Consider the following 18529-nt stretch of genomic DNA (forward strand, 5'->3'; position numbering starts at 1 on the left):
CTTCCTCACCGTGGACGACACCCTGCACACCAGCGCCGAGGACGTGTGGGCCATCGGCGACGTGCGCGGCGGGCCGATGTTCACCCACACCGCCCGCGACGACGCCGACATCGTCTACCGCAGCGCCTACCGCGGACAGGACCGCACCGCCGCCGGTCGCATCGTTCCGCACGCGGTGTTCACCGACCCTGAAGTCGGATCCGTCGGACTCACCGAACCCGCCGCCCGCGCAGCGGGTTACGACGTCCTCATCGGCCGCCAGGACTTCACCGGCGTCGTGAAAGCCCGCGCCATCGGCAACACCCGTGGCCTGGTCAAGTTCGTCGCCGACGCCGCCACCGATGCCATCCTGGGCTGTCACATCGCCGGACCCGACGGCGGGAACCTCGTCCACGAAGCCGTCATCGCGATGACCACCGGTGCCACCTACACCCAACTCGCACAAGCCATCCACGTCCACCCCACCCTCGCCGAAGGGGTCAACACCGCGGCCGGCGGCGTCCACCGCGAAATCGGGGCATAGACACCCCACGAGCATCGCCCGGCTATCGGGTGATGCAGAACTCCGACTGCCCCGGATAACACGCTGTTATCCGGGGCGAACTGGAATCCGGTCTGCGGCGACGCGTCTGCCGCCCTGCGGTGTGCCAGTTCACCGTCACACCAGTACATTTCACGGATCATCGCCGCCGGCGGGCGGCGGGGTCGGTCTGGGCCTGCCATCGCATCAGGGACTCGGCCGACGGGTTCGCGTACCTAGCCAGCGACCGCACCGAGGTGTGGCCGCTCATGCGCATCAGCATCGGCGTGGACGCCCCGTCCTCCGCGGCGTGCGTCAAACGGCTATGGCGAAGTTGATGCAGCGTGAAGGGGCCGCGGGTGAAGTCAGCGGTGTGTGTCTCGAACAATTCCAGCGCCCGGCGATACGACAACCGCCCGCGAAGGGTCGACGGGTCGATATCGTCCACGGCCACACCGGGTTTCGCCTTCCGGTCGGTCAGGAACACCGGCCCCTTCTTCCGGCCCGCCAGCAACCGCGGCAACAGCCGCGCGGTCCCGGTCTGCCACGCGACCACATCTCTTGCCCCGCCCTTGCGGGTGACCGTGCCACATCGGTTCGCCGTGTCCAGGTCCGGGATGTCGAGCAGCAACAGCTCGTCGGCTCGGGCGGCGGTCTCGTACAGCATGGTCCACAACACCCGCTCCCGCAGCGGCACATCCTGCGCAAGCAGCCCGGTGACCTCGTCACGAGTCATCGCCCGGGAATGGTCCGGGGCCACTCTGCGCGGCACCAGCCGGACGACGGGATCGCCGAGGAGCCACTCCTGTGCCCGCCAGTACTCGCACGCCCCACGCAAGGAGGCGAGGCGGACATTGAACGTCTGTGCCGAGCTGCCGCCCCACTTGAAGGTGAACCAGCCACCGACCCGCTCGGCCTCCAGCAGTCCCACATCCGAATCGGCGCCGAAGTCGCGCACCAATTGGTTGAGGGCGACGGCGTACCCGCGTCGGGTGTTGACGCTCGGGATGGTCGACAGGTACTGATCCACCGCGTCCTTCAACCGCACCCCCCGCACCGGCAACGCCCGCACCTGCCCCACTGTCAGTCCTTCCACCCGGTCATTGAAGCCCGATCGGCGCTACCGCAGATAATTTACGGAGTCACCGCGTTCGGAGCGGGGTGAAGCGCCTGGTCGCGATCGAGGTTACCGCAGATAATAGGCCATTGTCTGCGGTAACTCCTTAGCGCCGGATCGGGCGGATATGCTCCTCGACCCCCTAAATCGGGCTGAGGGAGCGGTGCGGTTCGGCTGTGGGGGTCCACCCCTCGGTGTCGCTGCCCAAGCACTTCGAGACGTGGATCGCGGGCTCGGCTCAAGCTGTCATGTCGCGAAGTGGAGAGCTATTTCTTCGAATTATCTACTTATGCAGTAGAACTGGTTCCCGGAGGCACCGGCATGGCGGGTATCGCTATCGTCGATAATCGCGATCCGTAGCGGGTCGGGCCGCACCACCCCTACCCCGTGACGCAGACCGGGGCGGATTCGCGTGGGCGGTGCCGGTGGTGGCCAACGCGAGACCTGCCGGCGCCGGTGCGCGGTTCGCAGGCGGCACACCGCCCGGTTCCGCAGCCGGTCAGGTGTTCGGTGCGCCGTAGACGGTCAACCCGGCCCAGTACTCGGGCCAGGTGTGCCGGTGATCTGGATGCTGTTGCAGGTAGTCGAGTTTGGCGTGACGCAACGCGGCCAGGGCGGTCTCGCCGGCGGCGAGACGGTTCCAGAAGGCGATCATGATCGCGCTGGTGGCCTTGTCGTCGATGTTGTAGAGGCCACCGATGACGGTGGTCGCGCCGCGCAGCATCAATGCCAGGGGAAAGCCTCCGATCTCGATGCCGTCGGGTGCGCTGATTGGGGTGTTGCAGGAGGCCAGTACACACAACCGGGGCACGGTCCAGCTGAGGGCTTGGGCGGCGGTGACCCAGACGGTGTTTCCGTCGGCGTCGCGGAGCTTCTTCGCCTGCCCCCAGCCGTGCTCGTCGGCGCTGCCGTGCACAGCCATCGCGAGCAGAGAATACGGTTGCGCGCCGTCGACGGACATCTCGAGGTCGAGATCCTGGTGTGACTCGACCCGCCGGACTCCGTCGAGGGCGGCGAGCAAGGTGTCGAGCTCGGGCCGGGCGTGGGTGAGAGTGTGGTCGTAGAGGGCCAGCGAGGGGGTCGGGGTCCGCTGTTCGTCGAGTGCCATCAGCGACAGGGCGCTGGTCAGTGAGCCGTGGATGCTGACCAGGGCGTGGTCGAGGACAGCGGTGTCGGCGGTGACTGGGAGGGCGTCGAAAGGGATGTGGAAGAACCCGGTGGGCACGATCATCAGCCGTATCGGTGCTTCCGGATTGGTGGCAGCGAGCAGTTCGATCAACGGCTGCGGCAGCAGCCGAGGGGTGTAGTTCTCCCGCCATTCGAACGTGTCGTCGTCGCCGGGATGCAGGTCGAGGGTCAGCCGGGCGACCTCGACTCGATCGGTGAACTGCTCCGTGGGCCTTCCGGAAATGGAGATGGTGACCCTTCGCAGTAACGGCACCCACTCACCGCCGGAGCCGACTGCGTCGGTACCGCGAGACAGCGGGAGGAGCTGGAGGACGGCGGTGGGGACGGCGGTCAGGCCACGGCGGTCAAGAACAGCGGTGGCGGTGGCGGTGTAGAGATGGGACGAGTCGGCCAGAGCCGACAGGGGGCCGAGGACCGATTCGGCGGCCTTGACTGCGGCGGCCCGATCGACGGCGATCTCGTTGGATCGGCCCCGCAGCCCTCGCCCGTTCTCCTTCCCTTTGGTGTCCTCGTCGGGGTTCGTGCCGCTCAAGTCGACGGTGGCAGAGCCGGCGTCCTGCACGGCCAGTGCCGCGGCCCGGATGTTGGTGTCGACGTCGCGGTTGCGGGCCAACTCGGCCAGAAGCAGGCCCACCCGGTCCCGCCGGACGGCTTCCATGATCAGGTCGGCCGCCTCGTGATCGCCCAGGGTGACAGCCAGATCAGCCGCGTCGGTGAACAAGGCGGCGAACTTTTCCGCGATCCGGCGGCGGTCGATGGTGGTGGCGATGGTGAGCATCAGTTCGGTGACGCACCCGATCCCGCGTAGAAGCCGTCGCAATCGTTCGGTCTGTTCATCCGGTGTGGTCTCGGCCACCGCGCGGGCAGCGGCCATCCACGCGGTCGCCTCCGATTCCGGGGCCAGGCTCACTCCCTCGATACGTAGCATCTCCGTGGCGGTGAGGGCTTCGGTCTCGACCCGCACCCAGTCGATGTCGATGCCTGTGGCGGCGGCGCGCCACCACCACTCCGCTGACAGGCCAAGGGTTTTCGCGTGGGCGACGTAACTCGTTCCTAGATCGAACTCGGCGAGCCGTTCGTCGAGGCGATGACGTACCTCGTCGCTGCCGGCCACCCCATGCCGGACTGCGGAGGTGAGCGCATTCTGGGCCGTTGCCCATTGGTAGGCATTGCGGCTCGCGGTCAGCAGGTCCGTGGTCAACTCGACGGTCGGGGCGTCACCCGACATCAAGGCCAACCGTGCTCGACCGTAGAGAAGCGAGCTGACACCATTTCCGGCGAAACCATCCCACGCCGCTTCCGCCACATCCAGGAGGCCTTCCGCGTAGGCCCTGATCTGTGGATCCACGGCGGTGTCACCCGATCGGACGTAGCCGGAGGTGATGGCCCAGGCAATGTTCCCCAGCCAGGTGATCGCGGCCTTCGAGTTGAGCTGACGGTAGTGCGCCACGCAACCCATCAATTCCTCGATCGACGGCTGCCCCTCGAACATTATCCCGAGATCGTCCTTCAGACGGTTCTGCAGCCGTTGATAGCGGAACTCCTGTGCTCGGCTGAAGTCCTGGAACAGGTCCGCGTTCGCGCTCGCCTGGGTATTGGCATGACGCCGGGCAGTCGAGGACTGCGGGTACTGCGCCGCCAGGTCCCTGGACTTCTTCTCCATCCGCAGTACGGCGTGCACGTCTCGACTGCGGCGGTGCAGATGCCCTTCCAACAGCCAGGTATAGGTGAAATTGGTTGGGTCGGCATCGGCGTATCGGCGGGCGTGTTCGCGGGCAATCTCGACCTGCCGCATCGAATGCTCGACGAGGCTGACGTCGCGGTACGCGTTGCAGAGCAACTCTGCGCGTTTGAATCCGATCTTCTCGACGAGGAAGTCACCCAGAAACGGTGCTTCGCGGAGGATTCGAGGTCGTACCTCGTCGCCGACGATCTGGCGGTCACCCGGCTGAATGTGTGTCAGGGCAGCGATGGCGTCGTGCGGCTGATTCACCCTGCGGAGGTATCGGGCGAGTTGGATTTCCACGATGGCCCGATCGACAGGGTCGCCGTGGTCGCCGAGTTCGGTGAGTGCATGCCGGCAGTTTTCGACAGCCTGGATGATTTCACCTCCGGGCGCGACAGCGGTGACCACCTTCTGCTGCGGGAATCGCAGGAGTTGCGTCCACGCCAGCGCCCGTCGCACGTGCGATCGCGCCGTGTGGGACACGGAGGTGAGGTCGAGCAGCAGTTGTGCGGCGGAGCGGACGATGCTCTTACTCGGGACGCCGGGCGGGAACCCGCCGACGCGACGTTCGTGGATCGACTCCGGGGACAGTGCCAGGGCCGCGGCGATGATCGCGGTCAGCAGGGATTCGGCGCGGTCGGGATCGGTGCCCGTGCGGGCCTGGTCGAGTACCTCCCCCCAGGTGGCGCCAGGCGCGGCGTCGATGCTCACGCGGGGCCGGCCAGCACCGAGAGGGTGAGCACCGGGTGGGTGGCTTCGATGCTCGCAGGCAGGATCGCCTTGCCGGACAGCTCGGCCAGACCCATCTGCGCGGCGGCCTCACCACGATCGACCTGGTACAGCGGAATCCGGATGCGGGCACCGTCGCCGTAGTCGATCACCGCGAGGAGCGTGATACCTGGGTCAGGGGTGCTGCGCAGCGGCAACGTCACGCTCACCGCGGTCCCGTCCGCCACCGGGGTATCGGATACAGTCAGCGACAGTGGGCCGACCGCGTCGACGCCGAGGATCGCGGTGACCAGGTCGGGGTCGGTCACCCGCACCTTCCATAGCCGGCCCTCGTCGGCGGTCGCGGCCGCGCGGGTCGAGGACACCAGTCCAAGTTCGGCGGTCCAGGTCGCCAGGACATCGGCGAGGGTGTCGTCGTCGATCCGGGCGTCCCCGATGGCCTCCTGTGCCTCGACGATCGCGCTGGCCCGGGTGAAAGCTCGCTCGGTCATCGCCAGCAGTTCCTCGTCGGAAGGCATCAGAGTGTGGTCGGGGTCGTCGGCGTGCAGCTCGGCGTCGATCAGCGCCAGCAACGCCTCGGCCTCGGCAGCCAGACGTCCGGGGTCGTTGTCGAAGTTCGTCATCGTTGTCTCTTCCTACTTTTTAGAGGGTGGGGGCGTCGGGTGCGGTCGACGGTCGATTCGGGGCCAGCTCAGCCAAGGCGGCCTGCAGTCGGGTCTTGAGCCACGAGCTGAGCTTCTTGACCTTTGACAGGCTCAATCCGGTAACGGCGGCGACCTGCTCGAGGGGCCGGAGGTCACCGTCGTCGAGGTCAAGCAGGGCCCACAGGTGGGGGCGCTGTTCAGCGTCGGGGTAGGAGTCGATCACGACTCCGATGTGGACACGGATCTCGGTGGAGAACACCACTCCCTCGGCGACGTCGCGGGTGACGTGGTCGGACGAGAGGTCGTCGAGGGCGATTTCGAAGCCGGTGTTGACCCCCAGAACAGCCTTCTGTGTCTGCCGCCGCCGATACAGGTCGATGTGCCGATTGGTCAGCACGCGCGTGAGGAAGGCCCGTCCGTTGACCGGTCGGGTGAAGGTGTATCCGATGAGCTTTACGTATGCGTCCTGGGCGAGGTCCTCGGCGTCGGCCCGGTTGCCGCGGGTCAGCTTGAGCGCGTGCGTCATCGCGAAGGCGAGGAGGTCCCTCTGCGGCTCTCCGACGAGTTCGATGTAGGCGCGGTCGATCTGCGAATGCTTCCCCGTCCGGGGAAGCACTCGGGGGAAACCTGACGTCGGGTCTGGCTGATGGGGGTCGTCCATGTATCCGCTCCTCCGTACGCCCACGCTGTTTCTGCGGGGTCTGTGTTCGATGTCGGTCGCTTGCGTGGTGTGTCAGTAGTGACGGATGAATTATGAACTCGGTTCGCCGTGTGCATGCCGATTCACCGGCACTGCCCCTGGCTCTCCAGGTATTGACGACTGATGCCACGTTCGGGTTCGCGACGGGGATGGTGCGTAAGAGCGGTTGCTGCGGTGTGCAGCACGGGCGGACCGGTGCACGGCCCGGGCCGGTCGCACCCCGCAACAGAGTGCGACCGGCCCCGGCGTCCGGGGGTCTTACTGCCGGGTCAGCACTTGTAGCCGGTGTAACCCTGGTTCTCCCAGGGGCGGACGGACATCAGAAACGCGGAGCACCAGCCGCGGTTGGCGTACTGGCGGGCGATCAGCTGGTGGCCCTTGGCCAGCGCGGTGTAGCTGACGTTGATCTGCCAGGGCAGGCCACCGGGGAGCTTCGGGGCGCGGCCGTTGCCCAAGTCTCGGGTCTCCTGCTTGTCGAGGTAGATGACGCAGCGGCCGTCACCGCAGCGGGGGGTCGCCGCCGAGGCGGTGCCGGTGGCGGCGAGGGTGGCGCCGAGTAGCACCGCGACGGCGATGGTGGCGAGGGTGATCCGCTTGACGATGGTGGCCCACAGGGTGGGTGCCGCGGTCTGTGCGGTGGCGGTGGTGGTCATGGTCTCTCCTGCCGGTGGGGCCTGCTGTTGGCGGGCCGTACATGCAGTGGTGACGAGTGACGGTGCCGTGCGGTTCGCGCAGCGGGAAGCCCACCGCCGTCATGAACACCGATCCGTGCGCATCCTGCGCTGAGCGACACCCGTTGCGCGCCTTGGTGCGATCTGTGTCAGAGGCTGCCTCCGGCAGCGGGAGTCCGTCGGCATCGCCTGACCGAGGTTCCCGCAGACGGATCACCCCGCGCGGTCCGCGAACCTCAATCGAACCCTCACTCGTCCTTTCCTGCATGGGCGACGAGGACGAACGGGGAGAACAGCGATGACCAAACGCAGCCGTGAATGGGACACCGTGATCAAGGCGATCGCTACCGCAGGGTGGTCGTACCGGCCTTGCAAGCACGGTCTCTACGTCTACCCGGCGGACCGCGCACTCCGCCCGGTCACCGTGGCCGGCACCCCGGGTGAGTTCCGGTCACTAGCTAACACCCGTGCGCAGCTGCGGCGCGCGGGGCTGGCCGGGATCTGACTGGTTGGTCACCGGTCAGATCCCGAACCCGACCGCCAGCTCGGCCGTCAACATCGACGACGGCCTTCGGTCGTCGCCCGGGGACAGCCCGGGGACAGCCCGGCCCCGCGTCATTCGACCGCGCAGCGGGGTTTCCACCGTCTACACCCCGCCTTCCGTCGAACGCGGCACGAGAGAGGACAAAACCCGTATGATCCCCATGTTCCATTATCGGATCGCCGATCCTGGTAGTGACGATTTCAACCAGTGGAAAAAAATCCGGACCCAGTTGTACCTCGAGGCCGGGTTCATCGAGTCCGACAGCATAAATCCAGGCATCGGAGTGTTCACCGACGAGTACGACGAACACTCAATCCACCTGTTGGCCTCCGACGCCGCCGGCCAGCCCGTGGGGTGCTGCCGGATGATCGAAGGCGGGATGAACACCCTTCAGGTCACCACGCAGTTCGACCTCCAGGTACCCCACTACTCCTGTGAAATCTCTGGAACAGCGGTGTTCGAGCCATTCCGCAAGACGTTCGCGACACTCGGCTTCTACCGCGCCCTCATGCATCTCGCAGAAGAACGTGGTTACGAGTACGCCTACATGGAGGTCGAGGAACCGTTCCTGGCCGCGCTTGAGGTCCTCGGACTTCCGGTGGAAGTCGTCTCGGAACCGCGGTGGGTATACAACACCTACAACGTGGCCGCGCTCGTCAGAGTCAGTAGCATCGCCGCATCCCTGACCGAGGCCGATAATGCTCGAGGAGGAACCACATCGTTCGGTGAGTACTTCCGCCGGCCGTTCACCTGGACGCTCGCCTCGCATGACATTCTGCCGCCCGCCCACACCCGCGTTCGTCATGATGTCTGAGTCCCCGCTGTCGCGGAATCGCGGCCTGATCTCGGATTCCGAGCAGAATCGACTTGCCGGGGCACGGGTACTGGTGGCGGGTGTCGGTGGTGTGGGAGGACGGGTCGCTGAGACCCTGACTCGACTCGGAGTCGGAACACTCGTGCTTGCCGACCCGGACACCTTCTCGGTCACCAACCTCAACAGGCAAGCCGCTGCCACGACCGCCACATTGGGCCGAAACAAGGCCGAAGTCGTCGCCGAACTGTGCCGAGGGATCGGCACCGGCGCGATCGTGGAGGTGGTTCGAGAAGGAATCACCCCGGACAATGTCGAGGACTTGGTTGCCTCGTCGGACTTGGTGATCGACGGCACCGACTACACCGTTCCCGATGTGGGGCTTCGGCTGGCTCGAACGGCACGCGGCGCCTCCGTATCTGTCGTTCTGGCCGTCGAGATCGGATTCGGGGTGTGGCACACAGTGATCCCTCCGGACGGAAATCGCTTCGAGCGGCTTCTCGGCTTGGCCCCCACCGTCACCTTTGATGACCTGGCATCGAGACGAGTCAGTGTCCCCCTCTGGCGGTGGGTATTGAGCATTCCCGCCTACATCGGTATGGACGTGCTCGCCCACGTCGAGCAGGGGCACTTGGAAGCGCCCGCTGTGGCTCCGGCCGTCGAACTCTCTGCCGCGGTGGTTTCGACGACAGCCATATCGCTTCTGGTTGGCCGACGCCCGCCGGCATCGGCTCCGCGTGTCCACCACTTCGATGCACGGACAGGCAAGGCGAAGACATTGCGCCCGTCGCGGGTGCGCTTCTATCTTTCTGCGGCCATCGCCTCGATTGGTCGATCGGTCGGCTGAACAAGGCGGTTGTCGTCGTGTTGTTTCGATGCCGGGGACGGCTTTAACTAGTCGAGAGTGATTGGCACACAACAGATCAAGGTCCGCATTTCACCCTTGGGTCTCGATCCATCTGCGGATCGTGACGGGCAGGTCGTCGTCCGTCGTCCGTCGGCGCCTCAGCCGATCGTCGGCGGCGCGAGGGTCAGTGCGGCTACTTCCGTTGCAGGAGTGGGATTTTCGGTCCGTGGTCTCAACCGTTGGAGTGGTGCGGTGGCGGTGACCTGCTCGTCCGGCCGCGGTGGCAGGTGGCGGTAGAGGGTGGATCGGGTTAGCCCGGTTTTGGAGGTAATCTCGGCGGTGGTGGCGCCAGCGTCGCGCAGTTGGAGGGCGTGGGCGAGCTGGGACTCGCTGACCACCGACGGGCGGCCGGTGCGCCGACCCTTCGCTGTCGCCACCGACCTGGCGTGGGCGGCGCGTTCGAGGGTGTAAGTGCGTTCCATCTGCGCGAACAGCGCGAGCAGCACGACGGCGAGTTGGGCCATCGGATCATCCGGGTTGCTCGAGTCGATCCGGATCGGGTCGGCCAGGTTACGGATTCCGACCCCACGCTCTCGCAGGTCGTGGATCAGGTTGAGAGTGTCGCGCACGTTCCGGCCTAGCCGGTCGAGTGTGTGCGTGACGATGACGTCGCCGTCGCGGGCGTACTCAAGTAGTGCGGTCAGCCCGGGGCGGTCGGTGGTGGCGCCGGACTTCTTGTCCACGTAGATATTCGCCGGGTCGATCCCCGCTTTACTGAGGGCGTCGATCTGCCGGTCGAGTTCCTGTTTGGTCGTCGACACCCGCGCATACCCCAACTCCATGCCCGGAGAGTACCGAAAGTTGTTCCCGTCTCGATTTTCCGACACGATGTTTTGGAATTAACTTCTAGGACATCATGAGCTGGGGTGATCCGATCTGGGCCGCCGGCCGCGTGTCCGTCCCAGAACCAAGGAAATGAGACTGTGCGCAGATAGGTTTGCGGCGATTCCTCATGTCGGCGAGATCAGGAAGGATCGGGAAGTTTTCTATGTCAGCCGCAGGACTCTGCGTCGGACGTCGCGGCCAAACTAGAGATGCGGTCATCGCGATATCCGCGCCAATGTCTGCATTTCTGGCAAGGCTCCGCCCCATAGTTTCTCTGCCACTGCGCGAGCTTGTGACTGGTGCAAACCCGCTCCGCCTAGAAGCATTTTGGGTTGGATTCGACTCATTATTCTGAATGTTGTGAGCACTAATAGGTTATGAACAATGTTGTTAGACTTGTGCAATGTTGTATGGTTTTGCTTATGTCTGATGAAAATTTTCTGAAAGTTGCCGAAGCTGCTTCCTACGTGGGAGTTTCCGCGCAGACCCTTCGGCGCTGGGATCGTGATGGAACGCTGAGCGCGGTAAGGCGACCTGGAAGCAATTACCGCTATTACCGCCAAGCTGACCTTGAACCCTTTCGGCTGCAGTACCGACGCGCCGAGGAAGCCGCAGCGAGCGGGGCTGACAGCAGCGTCTTCGCGACAGCGAACGCTGATGTCGAAGCTAACGCATCCCTGCGGGAACCGCAGCGCGAAGCACACCGAGCGGTCCGGGAACATTTCTCGGCCGACAGGAGTCCTGCGATCGTGCAGATTCCGGTCGGCTGCGGAAAGACCGGCATCATGGCCACACTGCCTTTCGGCATAGCCCAAGGGCGAGTCTTGGTAATCACGCCAAACCTTACGATTCGAAAAGGCGTCGCCGACGCCGTCGATGTCACCAGTCCACAATGCTTCTGGACCAAGTTTCGGGTGCTGTCTGACTTCACGGCTGGCCCCTGGATGGCCGTGCTCGACGGACCGAATGCCAACCTCCACGACGCGATCGAAAGCGACTTCGTTGTCTGTAACATCCAGCAGTTGGCGAGTCAAGCCGACCGTTGGCTTCCCCAGTTCCCCGAAGATTTCTTTGACATGATTCTCGTCGACGAAGGTCACCACGCCGCCGCAGAGAGTTGGCAGAAAGTATTCCGTCGGTTTCCCAATGCGAAGGTCGTCAGTCTGACGGCGACACCGTTCCGCTCTGATCAGCAGCAACTCCACGGCGAGATCGTTTACCGTTACCCGTTCACTCGAGCGATGGTCAACGGCTACATCAAGCAGATCCACTCCCGCAACGTCGCGCCGTCGGAAATCTACTTTAACTACTCCGACGATAACCGCCGCCATACTCTCGAAGAAGTCCTTGAGCTGCGAGAAGAGGCGTGGTTCCGCCGTGGCGTTGCGCTTAGCCCCGAATGTAACCGTCACATCGTCGAGACCAGCATCCAGCAATGCGAGCGCATGCGGGCACAAACAGGTATCCAGCATCAAATCATCGCCGCGGCATGCTCAGTCGACCACGCCCGACAAGTTGCCAGCATTTACAACGAGTGCAACTACCGGGCCGCTGAGATTCACTCGGGGATGGACCCCGACAGCCAAGACGCCGTCATCGAACGGCTGCGGCGAGGCCAACTTGACTGCATCGTGCAGGTTCAAATGCTGGGCGAAGGCTTCGATCATCCACGACTTAGCGTCGCAGCCATTTTCAGACCCTTCCGCAGTCTTGCCCCGTACATTCAGTTCGTCGGCCGAGTCATGCGCGTAGTCCAGGAGTCCGCTCCCGAGCATCCTGACAATCAAGGCCACATAGTTTCGCACGTCGGGCTGAACAACGACGCTCGTTGGTCTGAGTTTCGAGAGCTTGACCTTGATGATCAAGCACTCGTTCACTCTTGGGTTGACGGACAGACTGACAACGATGCGGAGGGCGAAAACAGCGGTCCACGCGCCCGCCGGTTCGATGGTGGAATGCTGGTCGACAGCGAGATTCTGACTCGCTTCGTTGAACAGACCTATCTCGACCCCTCCGATGACCGAGTGCTGGACGAGATGCTCGACAAGGACATTGCGCCCGGGCTGAAGTTGGGTGACCTGGTCAGCCGAGACCAGCTCCGTGAACGCCTACTCGCGCAACAGGCAGCTGCAGAAGTGCAAGTTCCGCAATCGATCCCGGTCTCGCCGCAGCGTGCCCGCCAGTCAGCCAAGACCCGTGTCAACGAGCGCACAAAATCAGTTGCCAACCGTGTACTGGCAGATCTGAAGCTGCCACCTCGCGGTCACCAGCTCATGGTCGTGAGTCCGGGTCCGCGACAGCACAATTCCGTCATCGCGATTCGTCGTGTCGCTGCTGCTATCAATCAGGAAATTGGTATGCCCAACGGGACACGCGGTGAATGGTCACACGAACAGATGACCAGCATCTTCGATCGCCTGGACGAAATCGCTGATTCAGTTCGGGATTCACTGAGAATCCAACTCGATCAACGTAACTGAGCCGCAGCGAATAAGCAGATAGGAGTTGAAATGCCCGTCAAATCAGTCCTGCGACACATCCGAGTTGAAACGCCCCGAACAAACCATCAACGTAAATGCGCAGCGCACCGGACTGGCAAGCAGGCGCATTACATACTTGCCGGTGATACCCACCTCGTCATTGTTGAGGACGGCAAGGAGATCAGGTACTGCCCGGGCGCGGCCACTGAGATTCTCGACCGCGCCCGAATAGATCTGGAACTTCTCCGAAAACAACTCAGCGCGCTGGAGTAAGTCGCGTTAACGTATTGACACTCCGCGCTGGGCCGTCGATACCTACCTGGCCGCCCACCAGGATCACCCTCAGACGTGCCACCGTCACCGCGCAGCGCAATACCGGCCGTTCTGGTGTCCTAAATCTGGGTATCTGTTTGCACGAGTGCCGCACCGAGTCTGATCCGCTCGTGCAGCGGAAGGTCAAAGCACAGGCGCCGATAGTGAAAGCGCTGAAGTGCCTTCTAGATCGGTCCGATCCGCGAGATACCGGACCGATCTGAAATTCTCGAGAAAGTACTGATAAAGACCTATTTCTAACAATCTAGATTGTTAGAGACAACGGCTACCGGAGATCGGCACTCGCCTGTTACTGATCTTTCGGCTTCTCCTTATTCGAGCGAGTCGACTACCTTCATGGTCTCGACTGCCACGGTGGTGACACGCTTGATCAGGTCGACGATGTAGGCGGGGTCGTCGTGTTCGTCGCACCAGTCGTTGGGGTCGTTGACGATCCCGGAGGCTTTATCGGTCTTGGCTTGGTAGCGGTCGATGATCCACGCCAGCGCTGAACGCGAGCCGAGCATGTACCGCTCAGCCTCTTCCGGAATCCCTGAGATGGTGACCTTCGGGTTGTAGACGAGCGTGGTGCGGTCGTCTACATTCTTGCCGGTCTCGGGGTCTTTCTTCTTGCCCCACTTCATCTTCGAGACCCGCCACGTCTCACGGTCTTCGGCCGATGAGCCCGTCTTGAGTTGTACGTCAAGGGGATACGGATCGACGCTCTCGTAGCCGACGTGCAGATCTGCCAGGCGACGACCGGCGGAGAGCAACTGCTCGAACCGCTCTCGGGACTCGGGTGTCGGAATGTGCGGGAGCATCTTCTTCAGATCTGACGCGTAAGCCTGGCGATACGCCGGATCGTGCAGCAGGCCGTAGGCATAGAAAAAGATGTCGTCCTTGGTGACCTGGTTGCCAAACGCGTCCCGATAGAGCGCGAGGATTCCGTCAGTGATGTTGTCGATACGGCGGTATCCGTGCTCGTCGACCTGGAGTGTGTCGGAGGAAGCGAGATCGAGCTCGCAGTCCGGAGATTCGTACTTCTCGTAGGTCCAGCGGGGATAGAAGTTGACTGCGCTGATCCCGGCGGCACCGAGGTCCGGTATTGAATCAGTCATGAGGCACATGAACTGCGGAGCAAGGTTTCCTGGATTCGGGATGTAGATTCCGATGTTCCTGTGTTGCGGAGTCGGAAACATCCGGGGCAGCTTGCCTCGCCGATCGTTGAGATCGTCGTCGAAGTACGCGTACTGCTTGCAGAAGGGCCGATAGACGCTAACTCGGCGATGTTCGGACTGATACTGGAGGCGCCGGCCACGCTCAACTTTCGGAATCAACCCTGACGACCAGCTAATTCGCTTGTCGTTGTAGGACACAGTGTCCTTGGCGCCAGACTGAGAGCCGCTCTTCACCGCTTCTTCATAGGCGTCAACCTGCTCGTTGTAGAAGTCGACCGTGCCCTTGATTTTCTCTCCAAGGGCTTCGCGCGAAAATGCGTAAACCCAGGCATCCCTGTTGGTCTTCAATCCACCAGAGTAATCAGCGAAGAAAGTTGTCTCGATTCCCGCGGTCTTCTTGACTGCTATTGGTGTATATGCGCCGAATGCTGCGTTCCTTTGATCGACCCAGTCCCCTTCAGGATTTGGGTTGATACTGGCCCAGTCAATTGTGCTGAGGCTTGCTCCGCCAACAATCGCCAGCTTCTCCTCGCGACTCAGGTAGTCACCGATGTCGCGGTAGTGGATACGGCACGGTCCACTGTGAGAAGGATCCTTCACCGCAATGAGAACCGCAATCGTGGCCTGTGAGCCTTCGCCGAATACCTTGCCTCCCTCCTTTTTCCAGTCGCCGCGCTGGTTTCCTCTCAAGTTGTAGAGGTAGATAGTCGAGTACTCGTCGGCCAGTGACAAGCGAATTCCGTCGGCGGTGTTTCCGTTGATCCACCCTCCATTTGTCACATAGGCGACTACGCCGGAGTCACCGATACGGTCCGTCGCCCACCGGATCGCCCTAATGTACGAGTCGTACAGCTTGCTCTTCAATGTCGCAGTCGACTTCGCCGCGTACGAACTCTGGATGGCGCGGTCGAGCGTGGGATAGGCGCGATTCGCATTGTTTTCGCTGGCATTCGATTGCCCAGCGGAGTACGGCGGGTTTCCGATCACGACGTTGATCGGGGTGGCGTTCTGGCGGATGATGCGATCGTTGTTCTGCGGGAACATCTCGGAGTCGAGGCTGTCACCGTTTTCGGTGATCTGAAAGGTATCGGCGAGGACGATACCCTCGAACGGCATGTATGTTGCGTCGCCGCCCTGATCGACGAGCGCGTGGTACGTGGTTTCGATGTTCACAGCCGCCACATAGTAGGCGAGGAGCGTGATCTCGTTGGCGTGCAACTCGTTCGTGTACTTACGCGCCAAATCTTCGGGGTTGATCAGCCCGGACTGCAGCAACCGCGTCATGAACGTACCGGTTCCCGTGAACGGGTCCAGGACATGCACGTCTTCGTCGGTCAGACCACGCCCGAACGAATCCCGCAAGGCTGCGTCGGCGGCGCGGAGGATGAAGTCGACGATCTCCACCGGCGTGTAGACGATGCCGAGGGCGTCGGACTGCTTCTTGAACCCGATCTTGAAGAATCGCTCATACAGTTCTGCGATGACTTTCTGCTTGCCTTCGGCGCTGGTCACCTCGGTCGCGCGGACGCGGACGGAGGCGTAGAAGCCGTCGAGGCCGGCGGTTTCCGCTTCTAGCCCGGTGTCGTCGAGGGTATCGACCATCGACTGCATCACCCGCGAGACGGGGTTATGGGAGGCGAAGTCGTGCTCTGCGAACAAGGCATCGAATACCGGTTTGGTGATCAGATGCTGCGAAAGCATGCTGATCGCGTCGTCGCGGCTGATCGAATCGTTGAGGTTGTCGCGCAGTCCGGTGAGGAACCGCTCGAACTCCTCGGCGACTGAGGTGTCGGCGCCGGCGAGGAGGGCGTTGATGCGGGTGATCTGCGCGGCGGCGATGTCGGAGACGTCGCCGGCCCAGTCTTCCCAGTAGGCGCGGGTGCCGACCTTGTCGACGATCTTCGCGTAGATCGCTTCCTGCCATTCGGAGAGGGAGAACAACGCCATCTGCGTTGCCATCCCCCCACCGGAGTCTCCGGTGGGGGTGGCACCTTCGGCAGAATCTGCACTGGTGGAAGCGACGTCAGCACTGCTTCCACTGCTACGGCTGCCGTTGTCGAAGCTCTCGCCGACCTCGACGAGGGGTCCGATGCGCCCACCGAGTAGGCGATCGTTGCCCTTACCGTCCTTCTTGTCCGAGGTGGCGTTCAATGCGATGGAGTTGACCATCGCATTGAACCGATCATCATGCGCGCGAAGCGCATTGAGTACCTGCCAGACGACCTTGAACCGGGTGTTGTTCGACAACGCCTCGGACGGGCTGACACCGGCCGGAACCGCAACGGGCAAGATGATGTAGCCGTAATCCTTGCCGTCGGATTTGCGCATCACCCGGCCCACGGACTGCACCACATCGACCTGAGAGTTGCGGGGGTGCAGGAACATCACCGCATCCAACGCCGGTACGTCGACTCCTTCGGAGAGGCAGCGGGCGTTGGTCAGGATCCGGGCTTCCCCCTCTGGCAGGGGGGCTTTGAGCCAGGAGAGTTGCTCGTTGCGTTGTAGCGCATTGAACGTGCCGTCCACATGGTGCACCGAACACGTCAAGTCCAGGTTGGTGGAATCGACAGTGCGCCCGTCATTTTCGCTGCCCTCGAGTAGATCGCGGTAGGCATCGACAACAGTGGGGAACACTTCGGCGACCTGCTTGGACGCGGCGATGTCCTTCGCGAACGCGACCGCGCGGCGCATCGGCGCCGCACCCGGTGCGAAGCCTGTTCCTTCGGGGGTTTCGCCAGCACGCTTGGCCAGTGCATTCCAGCAGCCGATGATCTTCGACGCGTCGTCGAGCCGTAGTTCGCTGTGCACCCCGGCAAGCTGATCCTGCAGCGGCGCTGCCACCAGGGATTCGTCGACGGTCAGCACGATCACTTTGTAATCGGTGAGCAGACCTCGCTCGACGGCCTCACCGAATGAGAGTCGGTGGAACTCGGGACCGTAAACGGTTTCGTCGTCCATCGAGGTGAGCTCGGCGGAATGCTCTTCCGCCTTCTCTTTGACGTCGTCCACGAATATCTTCGGTGTCGCCGTCATGTACAGCCGGCGGGCGGCGTTGAGGAAGTCGGCGTCGTGGACGCGGACGAAGTTCGAATCGTCCTCACCGAACAGCGTGACGCCGGTGGTGCGGTGCGCTTCGTCGCAGATCACCAGATCGAACGGATCCACCCCCAGCTCTTGTGCTTTCGCGACGGTGGGCAGGGACTGGTACGTGGTGAACACCACAGTCAAACCTTTGGCGCGCTTACGGTGCGCCATCTCCGCAGCCAACTTCACCGGATCGGTGGTGACGGGGATCGCGACGTCGTGGATGTTGACGTCTTCGGCCGAGCGGGACACTTTGGTGTCCGAGCACACCGCGAACGCCCGCAGATCCAACTGCGTTTGCGCGGTCCACTCCCGCAGAGTTTGCGAGAGCAGCGAGATCGACGGCACCGCAAACAGAATCCGGGCGTTGCCGCCGTTCTCCAACGCTGCACGTTCGGCAATCTTGAGGGCGGTGAAGGTTTTACCGGTACCGCAGGCCATGATCAGTTTGCCGCGGTCGTTTCCGGCCTCGAAGCCTGCGAAGACGGCGTCGATGGCGGACTGTTGATGCAGGCGGGGTTCGTGACGTTTCGCTTCGGCCAGGTTGACCTGCAGCTCGCCCTGCGGCCAGGCGATGTCCCAGTCGATCGGCGATTCCGCGATCTCGGCCAGCCCGATCCGCTGCACGGGGATTGACTGCCCCTCGAGGGCGTCTTCGGCGTTCTTGCCCCAGCGGTCGGTGGTGGAGATGATGACCCGGTTGGAGAACGGCGTTTTTCCGGATGCGGTGAAGAAGGAGTCGATGTCGCCTTTGGCAAGGGTGTGGGTGGGTTCGTAGAACTTGCACTGAATCGCGGTGAATTCGCCGGTGTCGCGTTCACGGGCGACGAGGTCGATACCGGTGTCGGGCTTGCCCTTGCGGCCCGGCCAGTCGGTCCACCGCCACACCTTCTCGTACTGCTGCGAGAGCAGTGGGTCGAGTTCGAAGTACCGGACCATCAACTGCTCGAACTTCGTGCCCCGCTCCGAATTCGACGGTGCCTGCCGAAACGCCTCGATGACCTCGTGCACTGAACCCATGAACCCAATCCCTCCGCGACAACAAACGTGCTCGGATCATCCTTGCCCACCCCTCAGTCGAGGAACAGCGCAG

Annotated in this window: 12 protein-coding genes and 1 pseudogene; 5 read left to right on the forward strand and 8 right to left on the reverse strand. The window is 63.1% G+C overall.

The genetic code is table 11. The annotated features are described in order from the left end of the window. Positions 1 to 523, forward strand: a pseudogene (locus ACF1A5_RS32665) (dihydrolipoamide dehydrogenase); the annotation flags it as partial. A gap of 157 nt (positions 524 to 680) precedes the next feature. Here ACF1A5_RS32665 and ACF1A5_RS32670 read toward each other — a convergent pair. The 5 genes from ACF1A5_RS32670 to ACF1A5_RS32690 all read right to left on the reverse strand — a co-directional run bounded on the left by ACF1A5_RS32670 (position 681) and on the right by ACF1A5_RS32690 (position 7277). After that, positions 681 to 1616 carry a site-specific integrase gene (locus ACF1A5_RS32670; protein ID WP_238587940.1) on the reverse strand — a complete coding sequence of 312 codons (936 nt, stop codon included), beginning with the start codon at positions 1614 to 1616 and terminating at the stop codon, positions 681 to 683. Between the two features lie 520 nt (positions 1617 to 2136). Beyond that, the gene (locus ACF1A5_RS32675; protein ID WP_125053151.1) at positions 2137 to 5262 is read right to left on the reverse strand and encodes a CHAT domain-containing protein; all 3126 of its coding nucleotides are present in this window, start codon (positions 5260 to 5262) and stop codon (positions 2137 to 2139) included. After that, on the reverse strand, positions 5259 to 5903 hold the full coding sequence (locus ACF1A5_RS32680; RefSeq protein WP_073513676.1) for a hypothetical protein: 645 nt from the start codon (positions 5901 to 5903) through the stop codon (positions 5259 to 5261). The genes ACF1A5_RS32675 and ACF1A5_RS32680 overlap by 4 nt, the downstream gene beginning before the upstream one ends. Before the next feature lie 19 nt (positions 5904 to 5922). Beyond that, positions 5923 to 6585, reverse strand: coding sequence for an RNA polymerase sigma factor (locus ACF1A5_RS32685; protein WP_125053153.1), 663 nt, complete (start codon positions 6583 to 6585; stop codon positions 5923 to 5925). A 308-nt stretch (positions 6586 to 6893) separates the two neighbouring features. Further along, a complete protein-coding gene (locus tag ACF1A5_RS32690; RefSeq protein WP_073513678.1) occupies positions 6894 to 7277 on the reverse strand; it encodes a hypothetical protein in 384 nt (127 codons plus the stop codon). 316 nt (positions 7278 to 7593) lie between these two features. On the opposite strand from ACF1A5_RS32690, the gene ACF1A5_RS32695 reads away from it, so the two are divergent. From ACF1A5_RS32695 to ACF1A5_RS32705, 3 genes are all read left to right on the forward strand, one after another. Beyond that, positions 7594 to 7800, forward strand: coding sequence for a hypothetical protein (locus tag ACF1A5_RS32695; protein ID WP_073513679.1), 207 nt, complete (start codon positions 7594 to 7596; stop codon positions 7798 to 7800). Positions 7801 to 7990: 190 nt separating this feature from the next. Beyond that, positions 7991 to 8653 (forward strand): GNAT family N-acyltransferase, encoded by a 663-nt coding sequence (locus ACF1A5_RS32700; RefSeq protein ID WP_211919419.1) that lies wholly within the window; start codon positions 7991 to 7993, stop codon positions 8651 to 8653. After that, complete coding sequence (locus ACF1A5_RS32705; RefSeq protein WP_073513681.1) at positions 8646 to 9497, forward strand: ThiF family adenylyltransferase; 852 nt, start codon at positions 8646 to 8648, stop codon at positions 9495 to 9497. The genes ACF1A5_RS32700 and ACF1A5_RS32705 overlap by 8 nt, the downstream gene beginning before the upstream one ends. Positions 9498 to 9655: 158 nt before the next feature. Here ACF1A5_RS32705 and ACF1A5_RS32710 read toward each other — a convergent pair whose 3' ends face one another. After that, on the reverse strand, positions 9656 to 10339 hold the full coding sequence (locus ACF1A5_RS32710; RefSeq protein ID WP_081377648.1) for a recombinase family protein: 684 nt from the start codon (positions 10337 to 10339) through the stop codon (positions 9656 to 9658). Between the two features lie 465 nt (positions 10340 to 10804). Between ACF1A5_RS32710 and ACF1A5_RS32715 the strand changes: the two genes are divergently transcribed. Continuing rightward, positions 10805 to 12862, forward strand: coding sequence for a DEAD/DEAH box helicase (locus tag ACF1A5_RS32715; protein ID WP_178377376.1), 2058 nt, complete (start codon positions 10805 to 10807; stop codon positions 12860 to 12862). 42 nt (positions 12863 to 12904) lie between these two features. Here the strand turns inward: ACF1A5_RS32715 and ACF1A5_RS32720 are convergent, their stop codons facing one another. Both ACF1A5_RS32720 and ACF1A5_RS32725 read right to left on the reverse strand, forming a co-directional pair. Then, positions 12905 to 13117, reverse strand: coding sequence for a hypothetical protein (locus ACF1A5_RS32720; RefSeq protein ID WP_143173140.1), 213 nt, complete (start codon positions 13115 to 13117; stop codon positions 12905 to 12907). Between the two features lie 389 nt (positions 13118 to 13506). Beyond that, complete coding sequence (locus tag ACF1A5_RS32725) at positions 13507 to 18456, reverse strand: DEAD/DEAH box helicase (protein WP_350834930.1); 4950 nt, start codon at positions 18454 to 18456, stop codon at positions 13507 to 13509. Positions 18457 to 18529 lie beyond the last annotated feature (73 nt).

Source organism: Streptomyces sp. NPDC014864, from assembly GCF_043081525.1.
Taxonomy (GTDB): Bacteria; Actinomycetota; Actinomycetes; order Streptomycetales; family Streptomycetaceae; genus Streptomyces.